Annotated in this window: 20 protein-coding genes and 1 tRNA gene; 14 read left to right on the forward strand and 7 right to left on the reverse strand. The window is 69.6% G+C overall.

What is annotated here, in order from left to right:
* Positions 1-61: 61 nt before the first annotated feature.
* Both ACQEV1_RS20075 and ACQEV1_RS20080 read right to left on the reverse strand, forming a co-directional pair.
* Positions 62-1,192 carry a beta-propeller fold lactonase family protein gene (locus ACQEV1_RS20075; protein WP_433395154.1) on the reverse strand — a complete coding sequence of 377 codons (1,131 nt, stop codon included), beginning with the start codon at positions 1,190-1,192 and terminating at the stop codon, positions 62-64.
* A gap of 26 nt (positions 1,193-1,218) precedes the next feature.
* The gene (locus tag ACQEV1_RS20080; protein WP_433395156.1) at positions 1,219-2,688 is read right to left on the reverse strand and encodes an alkaline phosphatase family protein; all 1,470 of its coding nucleotides are present in this window, start codon (positions 2,686-2,688) and stop codon (positions 1,219-1,221) included.
* A 251-nt stretch (positions 2,689-2,939) separates the two neighbouring features.
* Here ACQEV1_RS20080 and ACQEV1_RS20085 point away from each other — a divergent pair, with 251 nt between their 5' ends.
* Both ACQEV1_RS20085 and pyk read left to right on the forward strand, forming a co-directional pair.
* Entirely contained in the window at positions 2,940-3,497 is a 558-nt protein-coding gene (locus ACQEV1_RS20085) for a type 1 glutamine amidotransferase domain-containing protein (RefSeq protein WP_433395158.1), read from the forward strand.
* 233 nt (positions 3,498-3,730) lie between these two features.
* Positions 3,731-5,167, forward strand: a complete 1,437-nt coding sequence (gene pyk, locus ACQEV1_RS20090; RefSeq protein WP_285616758.1) for a pyruvate kinase — start codon at positions 3,731-3,733, stop codon at positions 5,165-5,167.
* Positions 5,168-5,290: 123 nt separating this feature from the next.
* On the opposite strand, the gene ACQEV1_RS20095 is transcribed toward pyk, so the two are convergent.
* Positions 5,291-5,992, reverse strand: coding sequence for a helix-turn-helix domain-containing protein (locus ACQEV1_RS20095; RefSeq protein ID WP_433395161.1), 702 nt, complete (start codon positions 5,990-5,992; stop codon positions 5,291-5,293).
* Between the two features lie 117 nt (positions 5,993-6,109).
* Positions 6,110-6,182 (reverse strand) — tRNA-Leu (locus ACQEV1_RS20100).
* 87 nt (positions 6,183-6,269) lie between these two features.
* On the opposite strand from ACQEV1_RS20100, the gene ACQEV1_RS20105 reads away from it, so the two are divergent.
* From ACQEV1_RS20105 to ACQEV1_RS20130, 6 genes are all read left to right on the forward strand, one after another.
* On the forward strand, positions 6,270-6,881 hold the full coding sequence (locus ACQEV1_RS20105) for an ANTAR domain-containing response regulator (RefSeq protein WP_285566388.1): 612 nt from the start codon (positions 6,270-6,272) through the stop codon (positions 6,879-6,881).
* Positions 6,882-7,189: 308 nt separating this feature from the next.
* Positions 7,190-8,362 carry a branched-chain amino acid ABC transporter substrate-binding protein gene (locus ACQEV1_RS20110; protein ID WP_285616756.1) on the forward strand — a complete coding sequence of 391 codons (1,173 nt, stop codon included), beginning with the start codon at positions 7,190-7,192 and terminating at the stop codon, positions 8,360-8,362.
* Positions 8,363-8,444: 82 nt separating this feature from the next.
* Positions 8,445-9,410, forward strand: a complete 966-nt coding sequence (locus tag ACQEV1_RS20115) for a branched-chain amino acid ABC transporter permease (RefSeq protein ID WP_285616754.1) — start codon at positions 8,445-8,447, stop codon at positions 9,408-9,410.
* Positions 9,407-10,594, forward strand: a complete 1,188-nt coding sequence (locus tag ACQEV1_RS20120) for a branched-chain amino acid ABC transporter permease (protein ID WP_285616752.1) — start codon at positions 9,407-9,409, stop codon at positions 10,592-10,594. Before ACQEV1_RS20115 ends, ACQEV1_RS20120 begins: the two co-directional genes overlap by 4 nt.
* Positions 10,591-11,388 (forward strand): ABC transporter ATP-binding protein, encoded by a 798-nt coding sequence (locus ACQEV1_RS20125; RefSeq protein ID WP_285616750.1) that lies wholly within the window; start codon positions 10,591-10,593, stop codon positions 11,386-11,388. The genes ACQEV1_RS20120 and ACQEV1_RS20125 overlap by 4 nt, the downstream gene beginning before the upstream one ends.
* Positions 11,378-12,097: an ABC transporter ATP-binding protein gene (locus tag ACQEV1_RS20130; RefSeq protein ID WP_285566382.1), complete on the forward strand. Its 720-nt coding sequence runs from the start codon at positions 11,378-11,380 to the stop codon at positions 12,095-12,097. The genes ACQEV1_RS20125 and ACQEV1_RS20130 overlap by 11 nt, the downstream gene beginning before the upstream one ends.
* 42 nt (positions 12,098-12,139) lie before the next feature.
* On the opposite strand, the gene ACQEV1_RS20135 is transcribed toward ACQEV1_RS20130, so the two are convergent.
* Both ACQEV1_RS20135 and ACQEV1_RS20140 read right to left on the reverse strand, forming a co-directional pair.
* Positions 12,140-12,709: a DUF4352 domain-containing protein gene (locus ACQEV1_RS20135; protein WP_433395165.1), complete on the reverse strand. Its 570-nt coding sequence runs from the start codon at positions 12,707-12,709 to the stop codon at positions 12,140-12,142.
* 305 nt (positions 12,710-13,014) lie between these two features.
* Complete coding sequence (locus ACQEV1_RS20140; RefSeq protein ID WP_285567170.1) at positions 13,015-13,362, reverse strand: PaaI family thioesterase; 348 nt, start codon at positions 13,360-13,362, stop codon at positions 13,015-13,017.
* 138 nt (positions 13,363-13,500) lie between these two features.
* Here ACQEV1_RS20140 and polA point away from each other — a divergent pair, with 138 nt between their 5' ends.
* The 6 genes from polA to coaE all read left to right on the forward strand — a co-directional run bounded on the left by polA (position 13,501) and on the right by coaE (position 22,250).
* Positions 13,501-16,188 (forward strand): DNA polymerase I, encoded by a 2,688-nt coding sequence (gene polA, locus ACQEV1_RS20145; RefSeq protein ID WP_433405932.1) that lies wholly within the window; start codon positions 13,501-13,503, stop codon positions 16,186-16,188.
* A 168-nt stretch (positions 16,189-16,356) separates the two neighbouring features.
* Positions 16,357-17,475 (forward strand): polysaccharide deacetylase family protein, encoded by a 1,119-nt coding sequence (locus ACQEV1_RS20150; RefSeq protein WP_433395167.1) that lies wholly within the window; start codon positions 16,357-16,359, stop codon positions 17,473-17,475.
* 206 nt (positions 17,476-17,681) lie between these two features.
* Positions 17,682-19,154, forward strand: coding sequence for a 30S ribosomal protein S1 (rpsA, locus tag ACQEV1_RS20155; protein ID WP_285566376.1), 1,473 nt, complete (start codon positions 17,682-17,684; stop codon positions 19,152-19,154).
* Positions 19,155-19,174: 20 nt separating this feature from the next.
* On the forward strand, positions 19,175-21,148 hold the full coding sequence (locus ACQEV1_RS20160; protein ID WP_433395170.1) for an endonuclease/exonuclease/phosphatase family protein: 1,974 nt from the start codon (positions 19,175-19,177) through the stop codon (positions 21,146-21,148).
* 6 nt (positions 21,149-21,154) lie between these two features.
* The gene (locus ACQEV1_RS20165; RefSeq protein WP_433395171.1) at positions 21,155-21,640 is read left to right on the forward strand and encodes a GNAT family N-acetyltransferase; all 486 of its coding nucleotides are present in this window, start codon (positions 21,155-21,157) and stop codon (positions 21,638-21,640) included.
* A gap of 13 nt (positions 21,641-21,653) precedes the next feature.
* Complete coding sequence (gene coaE / locus ACQEV1_RS20170; protein ID WP_433395172.1) at positions 21,654-22,250, forward strand: dephospho-CoA kinase; 597 nt, start codon at positions 21,654-21,656, stop codon at positions 22,248-22,250.
* A 133-nt stretch (positions 22,251-22,383) separates the two neighbouring features.
* On the opposite strand, the gene ACQEV1_RS20175 is transcribed toward coaE, so the two are convergent.
* Positions 22,384-23,205, reverse strand: a complete 822-nt coding sequence (locus ACQEV1_RS20175) for a glycerophosphodiester phosphodiesterase (RefSeq protein ID WP_433395174.1) — start codon at positions 23,203-23,205, stop codon at positions 22,384-22,386.
* Positions 23,206-23,306 lie beyond the last annotated feature (101 nt).

Here is a 23,306-nt window from a genome sequence, read left to right on the forward strand (position 1 = left end):
GGGCTCCGGCGCGGAGCGCCGGAGCCCGGTCAGATCTCTTCCTGCGAAGAGTTACCGCGCATCACGACGGCGTACGGCCGAAAACGATCCCGAGCGGAGCCGCGCCGACCGGCTTGGTGCCGGTGCCACCCGCGATCGTTGCGGAGACCGTGCCGGAGGCGACGTCGATCACCGAGACGCTGCCGGAGAAGATGTTCCCCACCCACACCTCCGAGCCGTCCGGCGTCACCGCGACCGACGCGGGCAGCCTCCCCACAGCGATCGTCGCACGCACCCGGCCGCTCGCCGTGTCGGCCACGGCGACGGTGTTGTCGTTCATCTGCGCGATGTAGGCCTTCGTGCCGTCCGGGGTGACGTCCACCGCCCACGGCTCGTCACCCGCGGCGATCCGGCCCCGCACCCGGCCGGTCGCCGTGTCGAACACCGACACCCGCCCCGCGGGCGGCTCGGCCACGTACAGCCTCCGCCCGGCCGGGTCGAGCGCGATCCCCTGTGGGCAGAACGGGTCGCGGATGGACCGCACCACCGTGTCGCTCGCCACGTCGATCACCGCGATGCCGCCGTCGTGGGAGACGTACGCCCGCCGGCCGTCCGTGCTGAAGACCACCTGGCGTGGGGCCGTCCCCGCGCGGATCTCCCGTACCACCTGGTCGGTGGCCGGGTCGATCACCGCGACGACGTCCGAGCCGCCAGGGCCGGTGTCGCCGCCGGTCACCGCCGCGTACACCTTACGGCCGTCGGGGGAGACCGCGACGTCGCGCGGGAACGGGCCGACGTGCACCGGCCGGGTCTCGCCGGTGACCGTGTCGGCGACCAGCACGTCGTACTGGCCGGTGTCGGCGATGTAGACCTTGCGGCCGTCCGGCGCGACCGCCACGCCCTGCGCCGCGTCGGTCACGATGTTCCGCCCCACGGCCGTCCGCGTCGCCACGTCGAGCGCGACCACCCGGTAGTCACCGGCCAGCGCGACGTACGCGCGGTATTCACCGGCGGCCAGCCGGGACGCCGACGGCGGCCTCGGCTGCGGGTCCGGATCCCACCGGGGCATGCCCGGAGCGCTGTTGACCGGCCTCGGCCGCGGCGGGCCCGGCCGCCCCCGCGTCGCCCCGGCCGGTATCGCCAGCGCGAGGAGACCCGCCGCGCCACCGGCCATCAGGAAGAGGCGCTGCCGCCGTGATGTCTGCTTCGGCACGTCGAATCCCTTCTTGCTCGGCGTGTTCACCCGCGCGGCCGAGGCAGGGCCTGGGTGCGCGGCCCGGGGCGGGGGCGGGGCCGTGGGCCCTTCTCCTGCCGCGGCGGGGTCTGGTCCTCTTCGGGGAAGAGCGGGGCCGGCAACGTCGCGACGTCGCGCACGGCCTCGTCCAGGCGCCGCTTGGTGCCCGGCAGCCGCGGCGGACGGCCCGGCACCGGGAACCCCAGGGCCGAGGTCAGATCGCCGAACGCCGTACGCCGCCACGCGCTGAGGTTCGGGACCCGTACGCCGGTCAGCCGTTCGAGGAACCGCAGGACGGACGTGTGGTCGAAGGGCTCACGGGCGACCCAGCCGCCCATGGTCCACGGCGAGATGAGCAGGCACGGCACGCGGAACCCGCCGCCGATCGGCAGGCCGGCCACGAACTCCTCCGGCGTGCCCGCGGGCGGCACCGGGGGAGGGACGTGGTCGAACAGGCCGTCGTTCTCGTCGTAGTTGAGGATGAACAGCGTCTTTCGCCACACGTCCGGGTGGGACGCGATCGCGTCGATCTTGCTCGCGACGTAGTCGGCGCCGGCCGCCGGCGTGTAGTCGGGATGCTCGGACTGGAAACTCGTCGGAATGATCCACGAGACGGTCGGCAGCCGGTCGTTCGCGGCGTCGTACTCGAACTGGCCGGCCGCGTACGTGCGCAGGCCGTTGCGGAACAGCGGGGACGCCGTGGAGGCGTTCTGGAACGCCGCGAAGTACTCCAGGACGTTGCAGCCGTAGTTGTCGACCTCCTGGTAGACCTTCCAGCTCACGTCCGCGGCGGTCAGCGCCTCCGGATACGTCGGCCAGGTGAACGGGTGCGGGTCGCGGTTGCTGATCACCGGCCCGCCCCGCGTACCGCCCGGGTCGATCGTGGCGGTCATGTGGTAGAGGCGGTTCGGCCAGGTCGGCCCCAGCACCGAGCAGAAGTACTGGTCGCACACGGTGAACGACTCCGCCAGCGCGAACTGGAACGGGATGTCCTCCCGCGTGTGGTAGCCCATGACGTACGGGGCGTTCACGCCGTCCGCGGCGCGGTGCGCGGGCAGCCAGTTGTCCATCCGCCCGGAGTTCCAGGCGCTGTGCTGCACCGACCACGCGTGGCTGGTCGAGGGGATCGCCTGCGCGTTGCTCGTCCGTGTGTCGAGGTGGAACGGCAGCAGGTAACCGGCCGGGTTCACCACGTCGGGCTGGTAGAACACCGGACGGCCGGTGCTCAGCGTGATCGCCTCCGGGTCGGAGAATCCCCGCACCCCCGGAAGAGTCCCGAAGTAATGGTCGAACGAACGGTTTTCCTGCATCAAAATCACGACGTGCTGGATGTCGGAGAGTTTCCCTTTGACGTCGTCCGGAGTGCCGGCCATCGCCCGTCGTACGTTCGGCGGCAGGAACTCCGCGGCGAAGGCCGCCGCGGCGGCGATCGCGCCCGCCCTGCTGAACAGACGGCGACGGGTCAGGTCCGGCATCTGTCACGCTCCCGTACGGTCGGCATCTCGAAAACCCCCACGACAAAATGGCGCATGAAACGGGGCGGACGCAAATCATCGCCGGAATGCCATGACATTTAATTCGAAAAGGAACGACAAATTAGGTCATGAGCGCCGGCCTCTGCGCGGTGACGCGTGTCACCCGCCGCTCCCGCGCCTCCGTGCATGACGAGCTCCATCGAGGGCAGGGCTCACAGGAGCGAACGATCCATCAGGGGAGGTTTCAACTCATGAGCACACAGCTTGAGGGCAAGACGATCGCGTTCCTCGTCGCTCCGGACGGAATCGAACAGGTCGAGTTGACCGAGCCCTGGAAGGCGATCGAACAGGCGGGCGGCACGCCCCGGCTCGTCTCCACCAAGTCCGGCGAGGTCCAGGGCCGCAACCACCTGGAGAAGGCGGACACCTTCCCGGTCGACGCGACCGTCGACGAGGTGTCGGTCGACGACTTCGACGGCCTCGCGCTGCCCGGAGGCGTCGCCAACCCCGACTTCCTCCGGATGAACGGCAAGGCCGTCGCGTTCGTACGCGCGTTCTTCGACGCGGCCAAGCCGGTCGCCGCGATCTGCCACGCGCCATGGACCCTGGTCGAGGCCGACGTCGTACGCGGCCGGACCCTCACGTCCTGGCCGAGCCTGCGGACCGACATCCGCAACGCCGGCGGCACCTGGGTCGACGAAGAGGTGAAGGTCTGCACGGCGGGGCCCAACACCCTGGTGACCAGCCGCAAGCCCGACGACCTCAAGGCGTTCTGCCAGGAGGCGGTCGAGGTGTTCGCGTCGGCATGATCCGTGGACGTGCCCGGGGACTCGAAGGTCCCCGGGCGTCCGTCCCGGCGGCGCCGCCCGACGGCGCCGCCGGGAGGTCCCGTGAGCGTGCGGCGGCGGGCGTCCGCGAGGGTGTCCGGTTTCCGACCGCACGAGCCCCACACCCCGTTCGGTCTAGACCATTGGGTGAACAGCGGGCAACGGTGACCTGCACGAATACACGTACTCGTCGGTAACTACCTAAAGTTGTAGATGTGAGTCGCCGAGCAAAGATCGTCAGCACCATAGGCCCCGCCTGCTCCAGCCCTGAGCGCATCACCGCGTTGGTGGAGGCCGGCATCGATATCGCCCGGCTCAACATGAGCCACGGCACCCAGCAGCAGCACGAGGACGTCTACCGCCTCTTGCGCGAGGCCGCGAACACCACCGGCCGCGCCCTCGGCATCCTCGCCGACCTCCAGGGTCCCAAGATCCGGCTCGGCACCTTCGCCGACGGCCCCGTACGCCTCACTCTCGGCGACGAGTTCACCGTCACCACCGAAGACGTGCCCGGCGACCGCTCGCAGGTCTCCACCACCTACGGCGGCCTCCCCGGTGATGTGGGCGCGGGCGACACCATCCTCATCGACGACGGCCGCGTCGTCCTCAACGTCACCGCCGTCGAGGGTCCGCGTGTCCGCACCCGCGTCCTCGTCGGCGGCATGGTCTCCAACCACAAGGGCCTCAACCTGCCGGGCGTCGCCGTCAGCGTGCCCGCCCTCACCGAGAAGGACGAAGAGGACCTCCGCTTCGCCCTCCGCCTGGGCGTCGACATGGTCGCCCTGTCCTTCGTCCGCACCCCCGAAGACGCCGAGCCGGTCCGCCGCATCATGGACGAGGAAGGCCGGGTCGTCCCCGTCCTCGCCAAGATCGAAAAGCCGCAGGCCGTCGAGCACCTCGAAGAGATCGTCGAAGCCTTCGACGGCATCATGGTCGCCCGCGGCGACCTCGGCGTCGAGCTCCCGCTCGAGCAGGTGCCCATCGTCCAGAAGCGCGCCATCGAGCTCACCCGCGAGAAGGCCCGCCCCGTCATCGTCGCGACCCAGATGCTCGAGTCGATGATCAGCGCCCCACGGCCCACGCGCGCGGAGGTCTCCGACGTCGCCGGCGCCGTCTTCGAGGGCGCCGACGCGGTCATGCTGTCCGGCGAGACCAGCGTCGGCGACTATCCCATCGAGTCCGTGCAGACGATGAGCCGCATCGTGTGCGCCGCCGAAGAGACGACGCTGCGCGCGACGCACTCCCTCGACCGCGTCCCGGAGACCGTCGGCGGCGCGATCGCCCGAGCGGCCGCCGAGGTCGGCGCGACGATCGGCGCGAAGGCCCTGGTGGCCTTCACGATGACGGGCGAGACGGCGCGACGGCTGTCGCGATATCGCTCGCCGATCCCGCTGCTGGCCTTCACCGCCCGCCCGGAGACCCGCAGCCAGCTGGCCCTGGTCTGGGGTGTCGAGACGTTCACGGTGCCGGAGGTCTACCACACCGACGAGATGGTGCAGCAGGTCGAGTCGGCCCTGCTGGAGATCGGCCGCTGCCAGAAGGGCGACCGCGTCGTCATCGTCGCCGGCTCCCCTCCCGGCACCGCGGGCTCCACGAACGCCCTGCGCGTCCACCGCATCGGCGACGCCATCGCCCAGGCCCGCCCGATCTGATCTCCTGCCTCAACACCGCCGGTCGAGTGCCGAGGCCGTCCGGACGACGTCCGAGCGCACGGCCCCGACACTGACCGGCGGTCGCCCGAGGCGCCGCCACGGACACGTGAACCGGCCGGCGGCTCAGTACTTGGGTCCCACGAACTCATCCAGCCGCGCCACCGCCTCCTTCTTGGTGATCGAGATGATCCGCTTGTTGGATCGCTTCCACTCGATGCCGAGCCGGTCGAGCGTGTCGGTGAAGAGCTCGCGGATGTCGTCGGAGGCGTTGGTGAAGAAGTAGCGGGGGTACTCGTACCACCGATCACCACCCTTGAGCGGCCGACGCACGCGGTTGACGGCCCGGCACCCGTCGGAATGGATCAGCCCACGGACGAACTCCTCACCGAATTCTGAAACGATCTCGTCCTGCCACCCCTTGAGGACGATCGCACGCGTGTGCTTCATCCCGGGACCGTGCTGAGGGAAGATGCACGGCCAGTGCTTCGAGGTCATGTTCACGATCGTGCACCCGGTCCGCTGGCGCTGCCCGACCGAGTTCGTGGGCAGGACGGCGGCGAGAGCCTGCACGGCCGCCTCGGTGAGACCCGGCCAGTCGTCGCAGCAGGCGATGTCCAGCCGGAAGACGCCTTTGCGTCCATGGGCGATGTGCCCGTCGCCTAAGTACAGGCCCAGGAGATAGGCGTAGGCGCTGCCGTCGAGAGGGCAGCCGTGGCAGCGAGGACAACTCCGTTTGGATTCCGGTATTTTGTCGGGGACCGCCATCCAGTTGCGCAATGTCGACTGCCCCACGCCCAGCCGGTGGTGGACCTCGCGAACGGTCAATCCCGAAGAAATGAGTCGGAGTGCCGTGCGTCGCACTGTGCTCGAATACATGCGGACAGTGTGATGGCGGGGTACGACAGAACTGCTGCCTAGAGGAGCGCCGGACTCCTGGGGAAGTGCCCCGAGTGGGATTCGAACCCACACTCGATGGTGTTTGAGACCATTCCCTCTGCCGTTGGGGTATCGGGGCCTTATGGAGTTGTTGTTATTAAATGCCCGGTTCGACCCGGTAGTGCCTCCCCGGACGGATACAAGAGTAGCGGGTCCGGGTACGCTCGTGCGCGTGACCGAGACCCCGCGCCGCGTTGTGATCGCCGAGGATGAGGCCCTCATCAGGCTGGACCTCAAGGAGATGCTCGAAGAAGACGGCTATGAGGTCGTCGGGGAGGCAGGAGACGGCGAGTCCGCCATCCGCCTCACCGCCGAACACGTGCCCGATCTCGTCATCCTCGACGTCAAGATGCCCATCCTCGACGGCATCTCGGCCGCGGAGCGCATCGCGGTGGACCGCGTCGCCCCCGTCGTGATCCTCACCGCCTTCTCCCAGCGCGAGCTGGTCGAGCGGGCCCGGGAGGCCGGCGCGATGGCGTACCTCGTCAAGCCCTTCACCAAGGCCGACCTGGTGCCCGCGATCGAGATGGCGGTGAGCCGGTTCCAGGAGATCAAGAGCCTGGAGGCCGAGGTCGGCACCCTGGAGGAGCGCCTGGAGACGCGCAAGGCCGTCGACCGGGCCAAGGGGCTGCTGCAGACCGCCCGGGGCTGGTCCGAGCCGGAGGCCTTCCGGTTCATCCAGAAGACCTCGATGGACCGGCGGATGACGATGCGTGCGGTGGCCGAGGCGGTCATCGCCGGCGGGCTCGGCCGGCCGCCCGCGGACGACGCCGAGTGAACGCGCGGTAACCGGCTCCCTGACAAACCCTGACCCTCGTTGGCGGCGGCGCATGCCGCCGCCAACGGCGTTTGGCCTGCTCTCGTACGTGCGCCGCCGGTTCAGTCAACTGTTCGACGGTTCGGGCACAAGTCCGTAACGAAGTGAAAACACCATGTCGAATGGCTGTCCATGATGCCCAGCGGATCGGTGTACTACAGGCTTGGCCCCCAGGAACCATGAAAAAGCGCCCGAAGTGCCCAGATGAGCGTCCTGGGGAGGTACCCGGCATCCCCCCGTGCAAACGGTTACGGAAGGAAGTAGCGGCCTTGCGGAGCAAGACTGTGAAGTTCACCGGCGTTATCGCGGTGAGCGCGGCGTTGGCGCTCGGCGCGTCCGCCTGCGGAGACTCTGGCAGCGGTGGCAGCAAAGGCGACACCGTCACGATCGGCTTCTTGGGTGACCTGACCGGGGAGAACTCCGGCATCGTCATCCCGCCCAAGCAGGGCGCGCAGCTGGCGTTCGACCAGTACAACGCGACGAACCCGAAGGTCAAGATCCAGTTCAAGACCTACGACAGCCAGGGCAAGGGCGAGCAGGCCGTGCCCCTGGTCAAGCAGGCGATCACCAAGGACAAGATCGCGGGTCTGATCGGGCCGACGTTCTCCGGCGAGTCCGCCCAGGCGGACCCGGTCCTGGAAGAGGGCAAGATCCCCAACATCTCGTCGTCGGCCACCAACGTCGCGCTGGCCCAGCACGGCTGGAAGTTCTGGCACCGGCTCATCGCCAACGACAACGTGCAGGGCGCCGGCATCGGCAACTTCATCGCCTCGAACCTGAAGGCCAAGAAGGTCTTCATCATCCACGACAGCTCCGAGTACGGTAAGCCGCTCGCCGAGACGGTGAAGGCGAACGTCGAGAAGGCCGGCGCCACGACCTCCGAGGACGCGACCGACCCGCAGGGGTCGGACTACTCCGCGACGGTCAACAAGGCCAAGGCGTTCAACCCGGACGCGATCTTCTTCGGCGGCTACTACGCGCAGGCCGGAAAGCTGATCAAGCAGCTCCGTGAGGGCGGCGTGAAGGGCCGGTTCCTCTCGGGTGACGGTTCGCTGGACAAGGGCCTCGCCAAGGGCGCGGGCGGCACGACCGCCGACGGCACGATCGTCGGCTGCCCCTGCCTGATCGACCCGACCGGGTCCGCGGGCGCGGCGAGCAAGAAGTTCGCGCAGGACTACAAGGCCAAGTTCAACGCCGACCCGGGGGTTTACTCTGCCGAGGCGTACGACGCCGCGACCGCGTTCATCGCGGCCGTGAAGGCGGGCAACACCACCCCGGAGAAGATCAACTCCTTCCTGTCGACGATCGACCAGCCGGGTGTCTCGAAGCAGATCAAGTTCAGCTCGGCCGGTGAGCCGACCGCGACGGACGTCTACGTGTACGAGGTCAAGGGAGACCAGCTGCCCCTCCTGGGCAACTCCAAGACCGCCACTGTCAAGTAATCCGTCCGCCGTCAGGTGGGCTTACGTAACGCCAGGAGCGGGAGCGCACCGCGCTCCCGCTCCTGCGGCGAAGGCGATCAACTTGAACAACCTCATCAGCCAGTTCTGGCCGTACACCATCGACGGACTGTCCCTGGGCGCGATCTACGCACTGGTGGCACTCGGCTACACGATGGTCTACGGCGTTCTTCGTCTCATCAACTTCGCGCATTCCGAGATCTTCATGATCGGCACGTTCGCCGTGCTGGGAATGCTTCATCTGTTCGGCATGCCGTCCAACGTGGGTGGTTTCGCGCTGGTCGGGCTGCTGATCGTCCTGGCGGTCGCGGGTGGACTGGCCTCGGGCGGCAGCGCGGTGATCCTCGAGTACGTGGCATACCGGCCGTTGCGTCGCCACGGGGCGTCCCGCCTGGCGGCGCTCATCTCGGCGATCGGCGCGTCGCTGTTCCTGCAGCAGCTCTTCGCGCGCATCGTCGTGCCCTGGGCGTTCGACCTGCCGAAGGAGAAGGGCGCGCTCCCGATCCAGGGCCACTTCGTGGAGAAGTCCGACGTGATCCACATCGGAAGCTTCGAACTCTCCAACGACCGTCTCATCGTGATCGTCGGCGCGGTGCTGATGATGGTGCTGCTCGACGTCTTCGTGAACCGTACGAAGCTGGGCCGCGGCATCCGCGCGACCGCGCAGGACCCGGAGACGGCGGTGCTGATGGGCGTCAACATCGACCGGATCGTGACCGCGACGTTCGCGATCGGCGGTGCCATGGCGGGTGTCGCGGCGGCGCTCTACATGCTGCGGTTCGAGGAGACCCGGTTCGACGTCGGGTTCCTGCTGGGCATCAAGGCGTTCACCGCGGCGGTGCTCGGCGGTATCGGCAACCTGCGCGGCGCGCTGGTCGGCGGTATCGTCCTCGGGCTCTTCGAAATGTACGGCTCGGCGATCTTCGGCTCGGAATGGCAGAATGTCGTGGCATTCAGCGTTCTGGTGCTGGTCCTCATGTTCCGTCCCACCGGAATTCTCGGTGAGTCTCTCCAACAGGCGCGCGCATGAACGATTCCTCTTCTGGAAACCCGCTCACTCGAGTACGCGGCGCGTACTCCTCGGCGACCGACTCGATTCGTGACCGCTGGTCGGGCGCTCCCTCGTGGGTGCGCTGGCTCGTCTACGCGGTCCTGATCGTCCTCGCGCTGTTCCTTCCGGCGGACGGTATCGGCAGTTTCATGTCGCCGTACACGGACTGGCCGACGCTGCTGTTCTTCCCGATCGGCGGCTACATCCTGCTCGGCATCGGGCTGAACGTCGTGGTGGGCCAGGCCGGCCTGCTCGACCTTGGCTATGTCGCGTTCTTCGCCATCGGCGGCTACGCGATGGCGGTGTTCGGGGTGAAGTTCGGCTGGAGCTTCTGGGAGATCCTGCTGGTCGGCATCGTGTTGTCGGCGCTGTCGGGCATCATCCTGGGCGCGCCGACGCTGCGGCTGCGCGGTGACTATCTGGCGATCGTCACGCTGGGCTTCGGTGAGATCGTGCGGATCACTGCGAACAACACCAACTACATCGGCGGGCCGAACGGCATCGGCGGCATCCCGCATCCGCCGTCCTTCTCGGAGTGGACGATCCCGGACAACGGGCTGTTCGACGCGCTGGGCATCGGCGGTGTGCAGCCGTTCAAGTACGGCGCGCTGGACGGCAAGCCGTACTACTACCTGATGCTGCTCGTGATCGTGTTGGCGATCATCTTCGTGAAGCGTCTGGAGAACAGCAGGGTCGGCCGGGCCTGGGCCTCGATCCGGGAGGACGAGGACGCGGCCGAGCTGATGGGCGTGCCGACGTTCAAGTTCAAGCTGGCGGCGTTCGCGATCGGCGCGGCGATCGGCGGGGCGACCGGTGTCGTGTACGCCTCGCAGGCGGTGTCGATCATTCCGACGAACTTCCCGTTCATCCTGTCGGCGACCATCCTGGCGGCGGTCGTGCTCGGCGGTTCGGGGAACCTTCCCGGTGTCATCCTCGGGTCGTTCCTCGTGGCCTGGATCCCGGAGCGGATCCGTGGGCTCCAGGAGTACCGCGTCCTCGTCTTCGGTGCGGTGCTGGTGCTGCTGATGGTCTTCCGGCCGGAGGGCCTGCTGCCGTCGCGGCGGCGTAAGGCGGAGCTCGCCGAGGGTTCGGGAGGCATGGGATCCATGGGGGCCGAGGTGGCCGGTCCGGCCACCGTCGCAGCCGGTGAGGTGAGCGAATGAGTCACACGGCGGCGGGCGCCGCGGGTCCCGTGCTGGATCTGCGGGGCGTGACGATGCGCTTCGGTGGTGTGGTCGCCATCAACGGCCTGGACCTGACGATCGACGAGGGTGAGATCTTCGCGTTGATCGGTCCGAACGGCGCGGGGAAGACGACCGTGTTCAACGTGGTCACCGGGGTGTACCGGCCGACCGAGGGCAGGGTGGTCTTCGCCGGCTCGCGGATCGACGGGCAGAAGCGGTTCAAGGTGACCAAGCGCGGCGTGGCCCGTACGTTCCAGAACGTCCGGCTGTTCCACAACATGTCGGCGTTGGAGAACGTCATGGTCGGCGCGGACGCGAACCACCGTACGGGCCTGGCGGGGGCGGCTCTGGGGCTGCCCTGGCACCGCCGGGAGGAGCGTCAGGGCCGGGCGAAGGCCGAAGAGATCATGGAGTTCGTCGGCATCGGGCACCGCATCCATGAGACGGCCAAGAACCTCCCGTACGGCGACCAGCGGCGGCTGGAGATCGCCCGGGCTCTCGCGACGGACCCGAAGCTGTTGCTGCTCGACGAGCCGGCGGCGGGGATGAACCCGACCGAGAAGGAGGCCCTGCAGGGGCTCATCCGCAGGATCCGCGACGCGGGCCGCACCGTGCTGCTGATCGAGCATGACATGAGCCTGATCATGGGCATCAGCGACCGGATCGCCGTGCTGGACTTCGGCCAGAAGATCGCGGAGGGTCTGCCGGCCGACATCCAGAACAATCCGCGGGTCATCGAGGCGTATCTGGGGGCTCCTGCCGATGCTTCTTGAGATCAGGGACATCCACGTCCACTATGGCAAGATCGCGGCCCTCAAGGGCGTGTCCGTGGACGTCGACGAGGGCGAGATCGTCACGCTGATCGGCGCGAACGGCGCCGGCAAGTCGACGACTCTGAAGACGATCTCGGGTCTGCGTCCGCTGTCGTCGGGGCGGATCGTGTTCGGCGGCCGGAACATCAGCAAGGTGGCCGGGCACAAGCGGGTGCTCATGGGCATCGGGCAGGCGCCGGAGGGCCGGGGGATCTTCCCCGGCATGACGGTCACCGAGAACCTGTTCATGGGCGCGTACGCGCGTAAGGGCAATGTCGAGAAGGACCTCAAGGAGGTCTTCGACCTGTTCCCCCGGCTGGCGGAGCGCAAGGACCAGGCCGGCGGCACGATGTCCGGCGGGGAGCAGCAGATGCTCGCCATCGGTCGCGCGCTGATGACCCAGCCGAAGGTCCTGTTGCTGGACGAGCCGTCGATGGGGCTGGCACCCAAGCTCATCCAGCAGATCTTCTCGATCATCCAGGAGATCAACCGGCGTGGCACCACGGTGCTGCTGGTCGAGCAGAACGCGCAGCAGGCGCTGCAGATCGCGCACCGGGCGTACGTGCTCGAGACGGGTGCGGTGGTGAAGTCGGCTCCGGCCGGTGAGCTGCTGGACGACCCGCAGGTGCGCGCGGCGTACCTCGGGGGCGGAGCCGAGTCGGCGATCTGACCTCCTGCCGGGTGGTGGCCGCAGTGGCGGCCGCCACCCGGTCTATTTCAGGAGGATGTCGACGGGGTTCCTGGCGCCCGCGGCCGGAGCGTTCTTGAGCTGGTCGCCCAGCCGGGACGATGAGGGGTCGCCGTAGACGCGCAGTGCGCGGACGGCCGCCTTCTTCGGGACGTCGAACCACAGGTCGAAGGCGCACAGCTCGTGCGAGGCGATGGTCTGCGTGCCGGAGACCGCGCGGGAGATCTGCATCGCGTCGGTGTTCGGCGCGTACGTCCTGCCGTCCGTGGTGACGAGGAGTTGCCGACCGGGCTCGAAGTCGTGGCGTTCGCGTCCGTTGTTCACCATGAGGAGCCGCACCCGCACGTACTGGCCGTGGGGGATCCAGCTTCCGTGTGAGCCGATGACCTCGCCGAGTTCGGTCCGGAGGCCGATGACGGTGTAGGTGACCTCGCCGATCGCGGAGGTACGGCCGGACAGCGGTGTCTCGCCGCTGGGCACCGGCTGGGGCGGGATCTCGTAGTGGCGGGCCGGCGAGCCGCAGCCGGCGAGCGTGAGGACGGCGGCCGCGAGCAGGGCCGTCGTTGCGGACAGCCGGCGCAGGGGGCGATGCACAGCGCGACGGTAGACGAGCGCGGGCCCGCGGGGCGATGAACTTCGCCGAATCGCGACCGGAATGCGATGAGCCCGGAGCGCCTTTGGTGCCGTCCCGCCGGTGGGCCCATGCAGGCCTTCCCCGGCCCTGCACAGGCCCGGCGGTACGTTTTCTACTCAGCGCTCCGGGCTCTTACGGTGCAACGGTAGCGAGACTGGTGTGATGGGTGCAAAGTCTGGGGCATACCCGTTGGGCCTCGATCGGAAACGATTCGGCCACGAACGACGAACCCGCAGGTCACCGAGGGGTGGCCGGAACGAGAAATTTACGGCCGATCGCGGACCGCGCATGTGAGACGTGCCGTGCATATCCGGCGATCACGGTCGTCGGTGATGACGATCTCGTAGGTGGCGAGCGTGCGCCCACCGTGCAGCCGGGTCGCGACGCCGGTGACGTACCCCTCCGAGGCGGACCGGTGATGGCTCGCGCTGATCTCGATGCCCATCGCGATGCGATCGGGTCCGGCGTGCAGGGTCGCGCCGACCGAGCCGATGGTCTCGGCGAGGACGCAAGAGGCGCCGCCGTGCAGGAGCCCGTACGGCTGGGTGTTGCCCTTGACCGGCATCCGCGCGACGACGCGTTCGGCGGACGCCTCGGTGATCTCGATCCCCATCGATTTGGGGAGTCCCTCGTACGCGTTCAGATCGAGCTCGCCGGGCGCGATCGCGCTCGCGTCGTCCACGAAACCTCCAGTGACCTTCTCGGCCTGCTCTGAATTGTCCTAGGCGAAGGCTAGGCTGCCTGCGTGGTGATGACGGAAGCGACCCCTGAAACTCCCCGCCTGCTGCTCATGGACGGGCACTCGCTCGCGTACCGGGCGTTCTTCGCCCTGCCGATCGAGAACTTCTCGACGACGACGGGCCAGCCGACCAACGCCGTGTACGGCTTCACGTCCATGTTGATCAACGTCCTGCGGGACGAGGGGCCCACCCACGTGGCGGTGTGCTTCGACCGGAGCGAGCCGACGTTCCGCCACGAGACCTACGTCGAGTACAAGGCGAACCGGCGGGAGACGCCGGACGACTTCCGCAGCCAGATCAGCCTGATCTTCGAGGTGCTCGACGCGCTGCGCATCCCGCGGCTGTCGGTGGCCGGGTACGAGGCCGACGACCTGATCGCGACGCTGGCCACCCAGGCCGTCGGGCAGGGGATGGAGGTCTCGATCGTCACCGGCGACCGTGACGCCTTCCAGCTCGTCGGCGAGCACTGCACGGTGCTCTACCCGCGCAAGGGCGTGTCCGACCTGGCGCGCATGACGCCGGCGGCGGTCGAGGAGAAGTACGGCGTGCCGCCCGAGCGGCACCGGGAGCTGGCCGCGCTGGTGGGGGAGACCAGCGACAACCTGCCGGGCGTGCCGGGGGTCGGGCCCAAGACCGCGGCCAAGTGGCTCACCAAGTACGGCGGCCTGGACGAGCTGGTCGCGCACGTCGACGAGATCACCGGCAAGGCCGGCGCGAATCTCCGCGAGCATCTCGGCGACGTCCTGCGCAACCAGCAGATCAACAAGCTCGACTGCGAGGTGCCGCTCGACCGGGGGCCCGCCGACCTCACGCTGGGCCAGTGGGACCGCGACGAGATCCACACGCTGTTCGACACGCTGCAGTTCCGCGTGCTGCGCGAGCGGCTCTACGCGACGCTGTCGGCGGTCGAGCCGGAGGCCGAGGAGGGGTTCGAGGTCGAGATGGCCCGGCCCGGCCCCGGCGAGGTGGCCGCGTGGCTGGCCGAGCACGCGAGCGGTCCCGGGCGCGTCGGCGTCGCGGTGACCGGCGCGTGGGGGCGCGGCACCGGAGACATCACCGGCGTCGCGCTGGCCACCCAGGCGGGTGTGGGCGCGTACCTCGACCCGGTGGAGCTGCCCGAGGAGGACGAGCGGGCGCTCGCCGCGTGGCTGGCCGACCCCAAGCAGCCGAAGGCCATGCACGACGCGAAGGGTCCGATGCTGGCGTTCGCGGCGCGGGGCATGGAGCTCGGCGGGCTGACCAGCGACACGGCTCTGGCCGCCTACCTCGCCCTGCCGGGCCAGCGGTCGTTCGACCTGGGCGACCTGGTGCTGCGCTACCTCCACCGCGAGCTGCGCAAGGAGGCCGACGACAGCGGCCAGCTGACCCTCGACGGTTCCGGCGAGCAGGAGGCCGCCTTCGACCTGGTCGTACGGGCCCGCGCGGTGGTGGACCTGGCCGAGGCGCTCGACAAGGACCTGGAGCGGCGCGGTGCGGTGGCGCTGCTGCGCGACGTGGAGATGCCGCTGGTGGAGGTCCTGGCGGGCATGGAGCGCCTGGGCGTCGCCCTGGACATCGACTACCTGGCGCGGCTGTCGGCGACGTTCGGCGGCGAGGTCAAGTCGGTCGAGGAGGCCGCCTGGGAGGCGATCGGCCGCGAGTTCAACCTCGGCTCGCCCAAGCAGATCCAGCAGATCCTCTTCGACGAGCTGGGGCTGCCCAAGACGCGCCGTACCAAGACCGGCTACACCACCGACTCCGAGGCGCTGACCAGCCTCTACGCCCAGACCGCCCATCCGGTGCTGGAGGCGCTGCTCCGGCACCGTGAGGTGGCCAAGCTCAAGAGCATGGTCGACTCGCTGATCCCGATGGCCGACGAGCACCGGCGCATCCACACGACCTTCGGGCAGATGGTGGCGGCGACGGGGCGGCTGTCCTCGGCCGACCCCAACCTGCAGAACATCCCGATCCGCACGGCCGAGGGCCGTCAGATCCGCGAGGGTTTCGTGGTCGGCGACGGGTTCGCGTGCCTGCTGACCGCCGACTACAGCCAGATCGAGCTGCGGATCATGGCCCACCTGTCCGGTGACGAGGCGCTGATCGACGCGTTCGGGTCGGGCATCGACTTCCACACGGTCACGGCGTCGCGCGTGTTCGACCTGCCGGCCGAGCAGATCGACGGTGAGCTGCGGTCGCGCATCAAGGCGATGAACTACGGCCTGGCGTACGGCCTGTCGGCGTTCGGCCTGTCCCAGCAGCTGCGCATCACCCCGGACGAGGCCCGCGGGCTGATGGAGGAGTACTTCGAGCAGTTCGGCGGCGTCCGCGACTACCTGCGTGACATCGTCTCCCAGGCCCGCCGCGACGGCTACACCGAGACGATCATGGGCCGCCGCCGCTACCTGCCCGACCTGACGTCGGACAACCGCCAGCGCCGTGAGATGGCCGAACGCATGGCGCTGAACGCGCCGATCCAGGGCTCGGCCGCGGACATCATCAAGGTCGCCATGCTGCGCGTCGACCGCGCGCTCCGCGACGAGGGCCTGCGTTCCCGCATGCTGCTGCAGGTCCACGACGAACTGATCTTCGAGGTGGCCGAGGGAGAGCTGGACACTCTGCGTGACCTGGTCACCCGCGAGATGGGCGCCGCGTACGACCTGCGCGTGCCGCTGGAGGTCTCGATGGGCACCGGCCGCACCTGGCACGAAGCCGGCCACTGACCCCGAGGCCTGGCGGTGGCCATGACCCGGGGGAGTGCGGACGGGTCTTCTTCGCCGTAATCCAGACCTTCACCGTAAGTAGCCGAGCGGTTACATGATCGTGGTAGCGGGAAGCAACCCTGAGCAGGCTCTTGTGGGCACCGCGTGCAGGATCGCTAGGGGACAACCGTGCCGCATCTCGACAAACTGGCCGCCGCTTTGATCGTGATCGCCGTGGTGGTGGGCTTCGTGGCCCCCCGTGACCGGCATGGGGGCGCTGAGCCTCGCGCCAACGCGCCCGCCGCCGGTGGTGCGGCGGTCCACGCGGGGGCGTCCAGGACGGCCGCGGCCGTGCCGCGCAAGCAGCCGCAGAAGAAGAAGGCGCCGCCGTTCAACATGGCCAAGGCGGCGGCCGCGGCTCGCGCCGCCGGCGCGAACGAGCTCGGCATGGTCCCGATCCTGATGATCCACCGGGTGATGGCCAAGCCGCAGGTCTCGCTCGACCGCTCGACCAAGGACCTGTACGACGAGTTCACCGGCATGGCCAAGCAGGGCTATGTGCCGATCACCGCGGCGGAGTTCGTCAAAGGCCAGATCGACATCCCGGCGGGCCGGCATCCCGTCGTGCTGACCTTCGACGACGGGTCGATCACGCACGCCGACTTCGACGGCGCGGGGAACCCCAAGCCCGACACGGCGATCGGGGTGATCCAGCGGGTGGCGAAGGAGAATCCCGGGTTCCGTCCGGTCGCGACGTTCTTCGTGAACCGCGACCCGTTCTACGGCGGCTCCAAGCCGGGCGTGGAGACGATGCGCTGGCTGGTCCGCAACGGGTTCGAGATCGCGAACCACACGACCAACCACAAGGACATGCGCACGATGAGCCATGAGGAGGTGGCCAAGGAGATCGGCACCGACGAGCAGATGATCGAAAGCGCCACCGGCAAGCCGGCGACCACCTTCGCGTTCCCGTTCGGCTCGCTGTCGGAGGCACACCTCGACTGGGCCCAGCACGGCACCAAGCCGGTGCCGTGGAACTTCACGGGCATGTTCCTGGCCGGGTGGAAGCCCGCCGACTCGCCGTACGCCAGTTCCTTCGACCCGCGGCAGATCCCGCGGATCCGGGACAAGGAAAAGATCAAAGAAGATGACTGCAAGCAGTACTGTTCGACGGCGTGGTTGGAGTGGCTGGCGAAGAATCCCGACAAGCGGTACACCTCCGACGGGAACCCGGCCACGATCGCCTTCCCGCAGGATAAGATGATCTACCTCTACACGCGTTACAAGGAGTGGGCCTGCCCCTACTGACCACTCTCGAGATTGACCGCTGCCCATGGCCTCCCATATCCTGATCGCTGCGCTGTGGGCCTGTGCGCGCCTCGGACAGAGCAGGCTCGCGCTCGGTCAAGTCGACATCGGACTGGTCACATCGCCGGTTCATCGGCAGGGACGATAACTGGCCCTCCGCGCAACACACGCAACTACGCATGTCCGTATCCGGAGCCATCCCACACATGACGAGCAGCACCGAGGCCACCTCGAGTACCCCGCAGGTAGCGGTCAATGACATCGGGTCCGAGGAAGCCTTCCTCGCGGCGATCGACGAGACCATCAAGTACTTCAACGACGGCGACATTGTCGAAGGCACTGTCGTCAAGGTCGACCGAGACGAGGTCTTGCTCGACATCGGCTACAAGACCGAGGGCGTCATCCCCTCGCGAGAGCTGTCCATCAAGCACGATGTCGACCCGAACGAGGTCGTCAAGGTCGGTGACCACGTCGAGGCCCTCGTCCTCCAGAAGGAGGACAAGGAAGGTCGGCTCATCCTGTCCAAGAAGCGCGCTCAGTACGAGCGCGCCTGGGGCACGATCGAGAAGATCAAGGACGAGGACGGCATCGTCACCGGTACGGTCATCGAGGTCGTCAAGGGCGGCCTGATCCTCGACATCGGGCTGCGCGGCTTCCTTCCCGCGTCCCTGGTGGAGATGCGCCGAGTGCGCGACCTTCAGCCGTACGTCGGGCGCGAGCTCGAGGCGAAGATCATCGAGCTGGACAAGAACCGCAACAACGTGGTGCTGTCCCGCCGCGCATGGCTGGAGCAGACTCAGAGCGAGGTCCGCCAGACCTTCCTCAACACGCTTCAGAAGGGCCAGGTCCGCAAGGGCGTCGTGTCCAGCATCGTCAACTTCGGTGCGTTCGTGGACCTCGGCGGCGTCGACGGTCTGGTGCACGTGTCCGAGCTGTCCTGGAAGCACATCGACCACCCCTCCGAGGTCGTCGAGGTGGGCCAGGAGGTCACCGTCGAGGTTCTCGACGTGGACATGGAGCGCGAGCGGGTCTCCCTGTCGCTCAAGGCGACGCAGGAGGACCCCTGGCAGCAGTTCGCCCGCACCCACCAGATCGGCCAGGTCGTGCCGGGTCGCGTCACCAAGCTGGTGCCGTTCGGCGCGTTCGTCCGGGTCGAGGAGGGCATCGAGGGCCTGGTGCACATCTCCGAGCTGGCCGAGCGCCACGTGGAGATCCCGGAGCAGGTCGTCCAGGTCGGCGACGAGATCTTCGTGAAGATCATCGACATCGACCTCGACCGGCGCCGCATCAGCCTCTCGCTGAAGCAGGCCAACGAGGGTGGCGGGACGTTCACCGACGAGGAGTTCGACCCGACGCTCTACGGCATGCCGGCCGAGTACGACGCCGAGGGCAACTACAAGTACCCCGAGGGCTTCGACTCCGAGACCGGAGACTGGCTCGAGGGCTTCGACCAGCAGCGTGAGACGTGGGAGCGGCAGTACGCGGAGGCGCGTGCCCGCTTCGACGCCCACAAGAAGCAGGTCGAGGAGGCCCGCAAGGCCGAGGCCGAGGCGGCCGGTCCGCAGTCGTACAACACCGAGGGCGACCAGCCCGGCGGTGGCGGCGACACGGGCGGCGCGCTGGCGTCCGACGAGGCCCTCGCGGCCCTGCGCGAGAAGCTGTCCGGCGGCCAGGAGTAAGCGGAGTTAAATAACCGCATATGGTCGATTCCGACACACGCGTACGTCCTGGGGGTCCCGCCGGATCGGCGGGGCCCCCGGTCGTTCCGCAGGAGTTCTCCCGCATTCTGCTGATCGCGGTGACCGTCGCCGTGCTGACCGAGGTGCTGCGGGCCGCGTTCCCTTCGTTCGGTCACTTCGCGGCGGCCTCCGGCGCGGTCACCGCCGCGGCGGCGATCGTGATCGTCAGCCTGGCCGGCTTCCTGGCCCCCGTGGCACGCGCCGTGGCCGGGCCGCGCGGTCTGCTGGTGGCCGGCGTCGGCGGCCTGCTCGCCGTACGGCTCGCCACGCAGGCGCTGCCGGCCGCGCTGTGGCTGGCGCTGGCCGGGGCCGCGTTCGGCATGCTCGCCCTCACCGCCCTGTACGAGACGGCGCGTGGCCTGTCCGGCACCGGGTTCGCGGTGGCCGTGGTCGCCGGGCTGACCGGTGACACGGCGCTGTCCCTGGCCTTCGGCACCTGGGACCCGGCGGCCCGCAGTGGCGTCCTTCCGTGGCTGGCCTGCCTGATCATCGTCGGTGCCGGAGCGTTCACCCTCGTACGGCAGACGCGGGTGCCGCCGATCGAGGCGCCCGCGATCGGCTGGCGTGACGCGCTCGGCGCCGCGGCGCTCGGGCCGTTCCTGGCGTTGCAGATCCTCGTGCTGGCCAGCCCGGCGTTCGCGGCCTCCAGCGGATGGCTGTCGCTGCCGGTCGCCGGCGCGGTCGTCCTCGCCGCGCAGGCCCTCACGCTGGCGTTCCTGTCCTCCGGCCTGGCCGTCGCGGCCGTACCGGGCGGCGTGTGCGTCTTCGGCGGCGCCCTGCTGGGCGTGGGCGCGGGCGCGGTGACCGGACGGTACGGGCTGACCGGCGTGGTCGCGGTCGTGGTCGTCGTCGCGGGCCAGGTGCTGTCGGCGTGGCTGCTCGCGGTCGCCTGCCGGGTGCCGCTGCGCCGCGGCGGCTACCGCGGCCGTCGCGTGCCCGTACCGGCCGGGGCCGCTTCGGCGCCGCCGCGTCCGCGCGACCTCGGCGGCCGTGCCTGGCGCATCGACCTGGGCGTCGCGGTGGGCGGCCTGCTCGCCACCCTGATCCTGCTGCCGTACCAGGCGCACTACACCGAACCGCTCCCGCTGCCGAACAAGGTGCTGCCCGGCGCGGCCGGCATCGTCCTCGGCCTGCTCTCGGCGATCGCGGCGGCGCGCGGCGGCCCGCTGCCCGCGCGGTCGTGGGCGCGTGCGCTCGGCGCCGGAGGCGGGGCGCTGGTGCTGCTCGTCGTGCCGGCCGCGTACGCGATGACCGCCCCGGAGACCTCTCGTACGGCCGCGCAGCCCGGGACGTTCCGGCTCGCGGCCTACGACATCGACCAGGCCGTCGACGCCGACGGGCGGCTCGACCCGGAGGCGGTCGCCCGCACCATCGAGGCGCAGCACGCCGATGTGGTCGCGCTGCAGTCCGTCGGCCGCGGCTGGCCGCTGTCGGGAACCGCCGACGTCGGCTCCTGGCTGGCCCGCCGGCTCGGCATGCGGCTCGTGTGGGGACCGGCCGCCGACCAGCAGTACGGCAACGCCGTGCTGTCCCGGCTCCCGGTGAAGGCGACCGGCAACGGGCGGCTGCCCGTGGGCGCCGGTCCGCAGGCGCGCGGCTATGTCTGGGCGCGGGTCGACGCCGGCGGCGGCCGTACGGCCGACGTGTGGTCGGTGGACGTCCAGCACGGCGCCGGCCGCACCCGGACCCGGCTCGCCGAGATCGGCAGGCTCCTCCAGGCGTGGAGCGGCGCCCCGCACACCGTGATCGCGGGGAACCTGGACACGGCGAACGGCGGGCCGGAGGCGGACCAGATCACCGGGCAGGGCGACCTGCGCGCCGCCGGCGGTGGCGCCGTCGTCTCGATCTTCGGCACCGGCGACCTGGGGCTGGGCGACACCGTGACGGGCCCGCACCGGTCGGTGCTGGCGGCCACCGTACGGGTCGTAGGCTGAGCGCCCATGGACGACGTGCGGATCGAGCGGGCCGAGAAGGCGGACGCGGGGGAGATCCTCACCCTCCAGCGCGCCGCGTACGTGACCGAGGCGCAGCTGCACGGCGACCCGTTCCTGCCGCCGCTGGTCGAGTCGATCGACCAGGTGCGCGAGATGATCGCCGGCTCGCTCGTGCTGAAGGCCGTCCTCGGCACGCGCATCGCCGGGTCCGTGCGCGGCCGGTTCAACGACCGGACCTGCCTCGTCGGCCGGCTCGTCGTCGCCCCCGACCTGCAGGGCCGGGGCATCGGCCGGGCGCTGATGGGCGCCCTGGAGGAGGAGGCGGCCGGGCGGGCCGACGCCTGCGTGCTGTTCACCGGTCACCTGAGCGAGTCAAACCTTCGGCTCTACCGGCATCTGGGGTACGGCGAGACGCACCGGGAGCGGGTCGCCGACCACCTGATGCTCGTCCACATGCGCAAACCCCTCGTGGCCGCGGAGGCGGCGGAATGAGTACTCTCGCCTCGTGCTGAGAGTGGGATTGACCGGCGGCATCGGTTCGGGCAAGAGCGAGGTGTCGCGGCGGCTGGTCGCGCTCGGCGCCGTCCTGGTCGACGCCGACGCGGTCGCGCGTGAGGTGGTCGAGCCCGGCACGCCCGGTCTGGCCGCGGTCGTGGAGGAGTTCGGCGAGCAGATCCTGCTCCCGGACGGAGGGCTGGACCGCGAGCGGCTGGGCGAGATCGTCTTCGCCGACGACGCCCGCCGCGCACGCCTCAACGCGATCGTGCACCCGCTCGTCGGGCGGCGGATGCAGGAGCTGGTCGACGAGGCGCCCGCGGACGCCATCGTCGTCTACGACGTGCCGCTGCTCACCGAGAACGACCTGGCCGGCCTGTACGACCTCGTGGTCGTCGTTGACGCCCCGGTCGAGGAGCAGGTACGGCGGCTCACGGAGCTGCGCGGCATGACCGAGGACGCGGCGCGCGCCCGCATCGCCGCCCAGGCCACCCGGGAACGACGCCGGGCGATCGCCGATCGGATCATCGACAACTCCGGCACGCTGGAGTCACTCGCGGCACAGGTGGACGACCTGTGGGCCGAGCTGGCCCGCCGCGCGGCCTGACGGCGGAGGGCGTCGCCCCGGACCCTTCTGTACGGCGTTGAGGAGGGCACCTCGCCGCGTTCTCGCCGGTGGACGGTGCACGACACCAGAACGCGCCCCTTTCCGCCTCAACGCGCCCTGGGGCCGCTCGGGGTCAGTGCGGCACGGCCTCGGGGCGGTTGCTGACGATCCCGTCGACCCTGTCGACGATCAGCCGCCGCACGGTCGCCGGGCTGTCGGCGACCCAGGCGAAGACCTTCATGTGCCGGGCGTGCACCGCGCGTACGTAGGCGGCGGTGACGGTGTCGTAGCGCGGGTTGACGTAGCCGGCGTAGCGGGCGACGGCGGGCAGCTGCCGGGCGGTGGGGGTGCCGATCACGCCGGTCGGCACCGAGGGGAGCAGCCGGTGGAAGCTCTCCACTGAGGGCCAGTCGAAGCTCTGCACGACCGTACGGTCCGGGAGCGTCCAGCCGGGCTGGGCGCGCAGCTCGTCCGCGACGCGGCCGGGCAGGCCCGGGTAGAGCGCGGGATTCTTGAGTTCCAGGAGCAGCTTCATGTCGCTGCCCTCCATCTCCCGCAGCGTCTCGGCCAGCGTGGGGACGCGTTCGCCCGCGTACCGGGGGGAGAACCACGACCCCGCGTCGAGCCGCTTGACCTGGGCGAGCGTGAAGTCGCCGACCCGCCACGGCGACCGGCCGGGGAACACCTTCTCGGCATCGGTCGTACGGCCCAGTGTCGCGTCGTGCATGATGATCGGCACGTGGTCGCGCGTCTGCTGCACGTCGAGCTCGAAGTAGTCGGCGTACGCGGCCCTGGCCTCGCGGAACGCGGCCAGGGTGTTCTCCGGGGCGTGCGCGGAGGCGCCCCGATGCGCGATGTCGGCCACGCCCGCCGGTTGTCGCGCGGCCGGGACGAACGCCATGCCGGCATAGGTGAGGGGCAGAGCCGAGACGAGGGCGGCGATGCGGTGGGCCATGACGACCTCCGGCGCTTTGACGGAGCGTGACGTTCCGATTACTTTACGGTGACCGCCGGGGAGTCCGCGAGAGCCGCACCGGAATGTCACCGGCGGGTCGT

Origin of the sequence: Actinoallomurus sp. CA-142502, assembly GCF_050936355.1 — a bacterium.
Taxonomy (GTDB): Bacteria; Actinomycetota; Actinomycetes; order Streptosporangiales; family Streptosporangiaceae; genus Actinoallomurus; species Actinoallomurus iriomotensis.

Coding starts and splice junctions, on each gene's coding strand:
- ACQEV1_RS20080 (WP_433395156.1), bottom strand. CDS start 2,688: ATGCCGGACCTGACCCGTCGCCGTCTGTTCAGCAGGGCGGGCGCGATC.
- ACQEV1_RS20085 (WP_433395158.1), top strand. CDS start 2,940: ATGAGCACACAGCTTGAGGGCAAGACGATCGCGTTCCTCGTCGCTCCG.
- ACQEV1_RS20120 (WP_285616752.1), top strand. CDS start 9,407: ATGAACGATTCCTCTTCTGGAAACCCGCTCACTCGAGTACGCGGCGCG.
- ACQEV1_RS20125 (WP_285616750.1), top strand. CDS start 10,591: ATGAGTCACACGGCGGCGGGCGCCGCGGGTCCCGTGCTGGATCTGCGG.
- ACQEV1_RS20130 (WP_285566382.1), top strand. CDS start 11,378: ATGCTTCTTGAGATCAGGGACATCCACGTCCACTATGGCAAGATCGCG.
- ACQEV1_RS20140 (WP_285567170.1), bottom strand. CDS start 13,362: ATGGGGATCGAGATCACCGAGGCGTCCGCCGAACGCGTCGTCGCGCGG.
- polA (WP_433405932.1), top strand. CDS start 13,501: ATGACGGAAGCGACCCCTGAAACTCCCCGCCTGCTGCTCATGGACGGG.
- rpsA (WP_285566376.1), top strand. CDS start 17,682: ATGACGAGCAGCACCGAGGCCACCTCGAGTACCCCGCAGGTAGCGGTC.
- ACQEV1_RS20160 (WP_433395170.1), top strand. CDS start 19,175: ATGGTCGATTCCGACACACGCGTACGTCCTGGGGGTCCCGCCGGATCG.
- ACQEV1_RS20165 (WP_433395171.1), top strand. CDS start 21,155: ATGGACGACGTGCGGATCGAGCGGGCCGAGAAGGCGGACGCGGGGGAG.
- ACQEV1_RS20175 (WP_433395174.1), bottom strand. CDS start 23,205: ATGGCCCACCGCATCGCCGCCCTCGTCTCGGCTCTGCCCCTCACCTAT.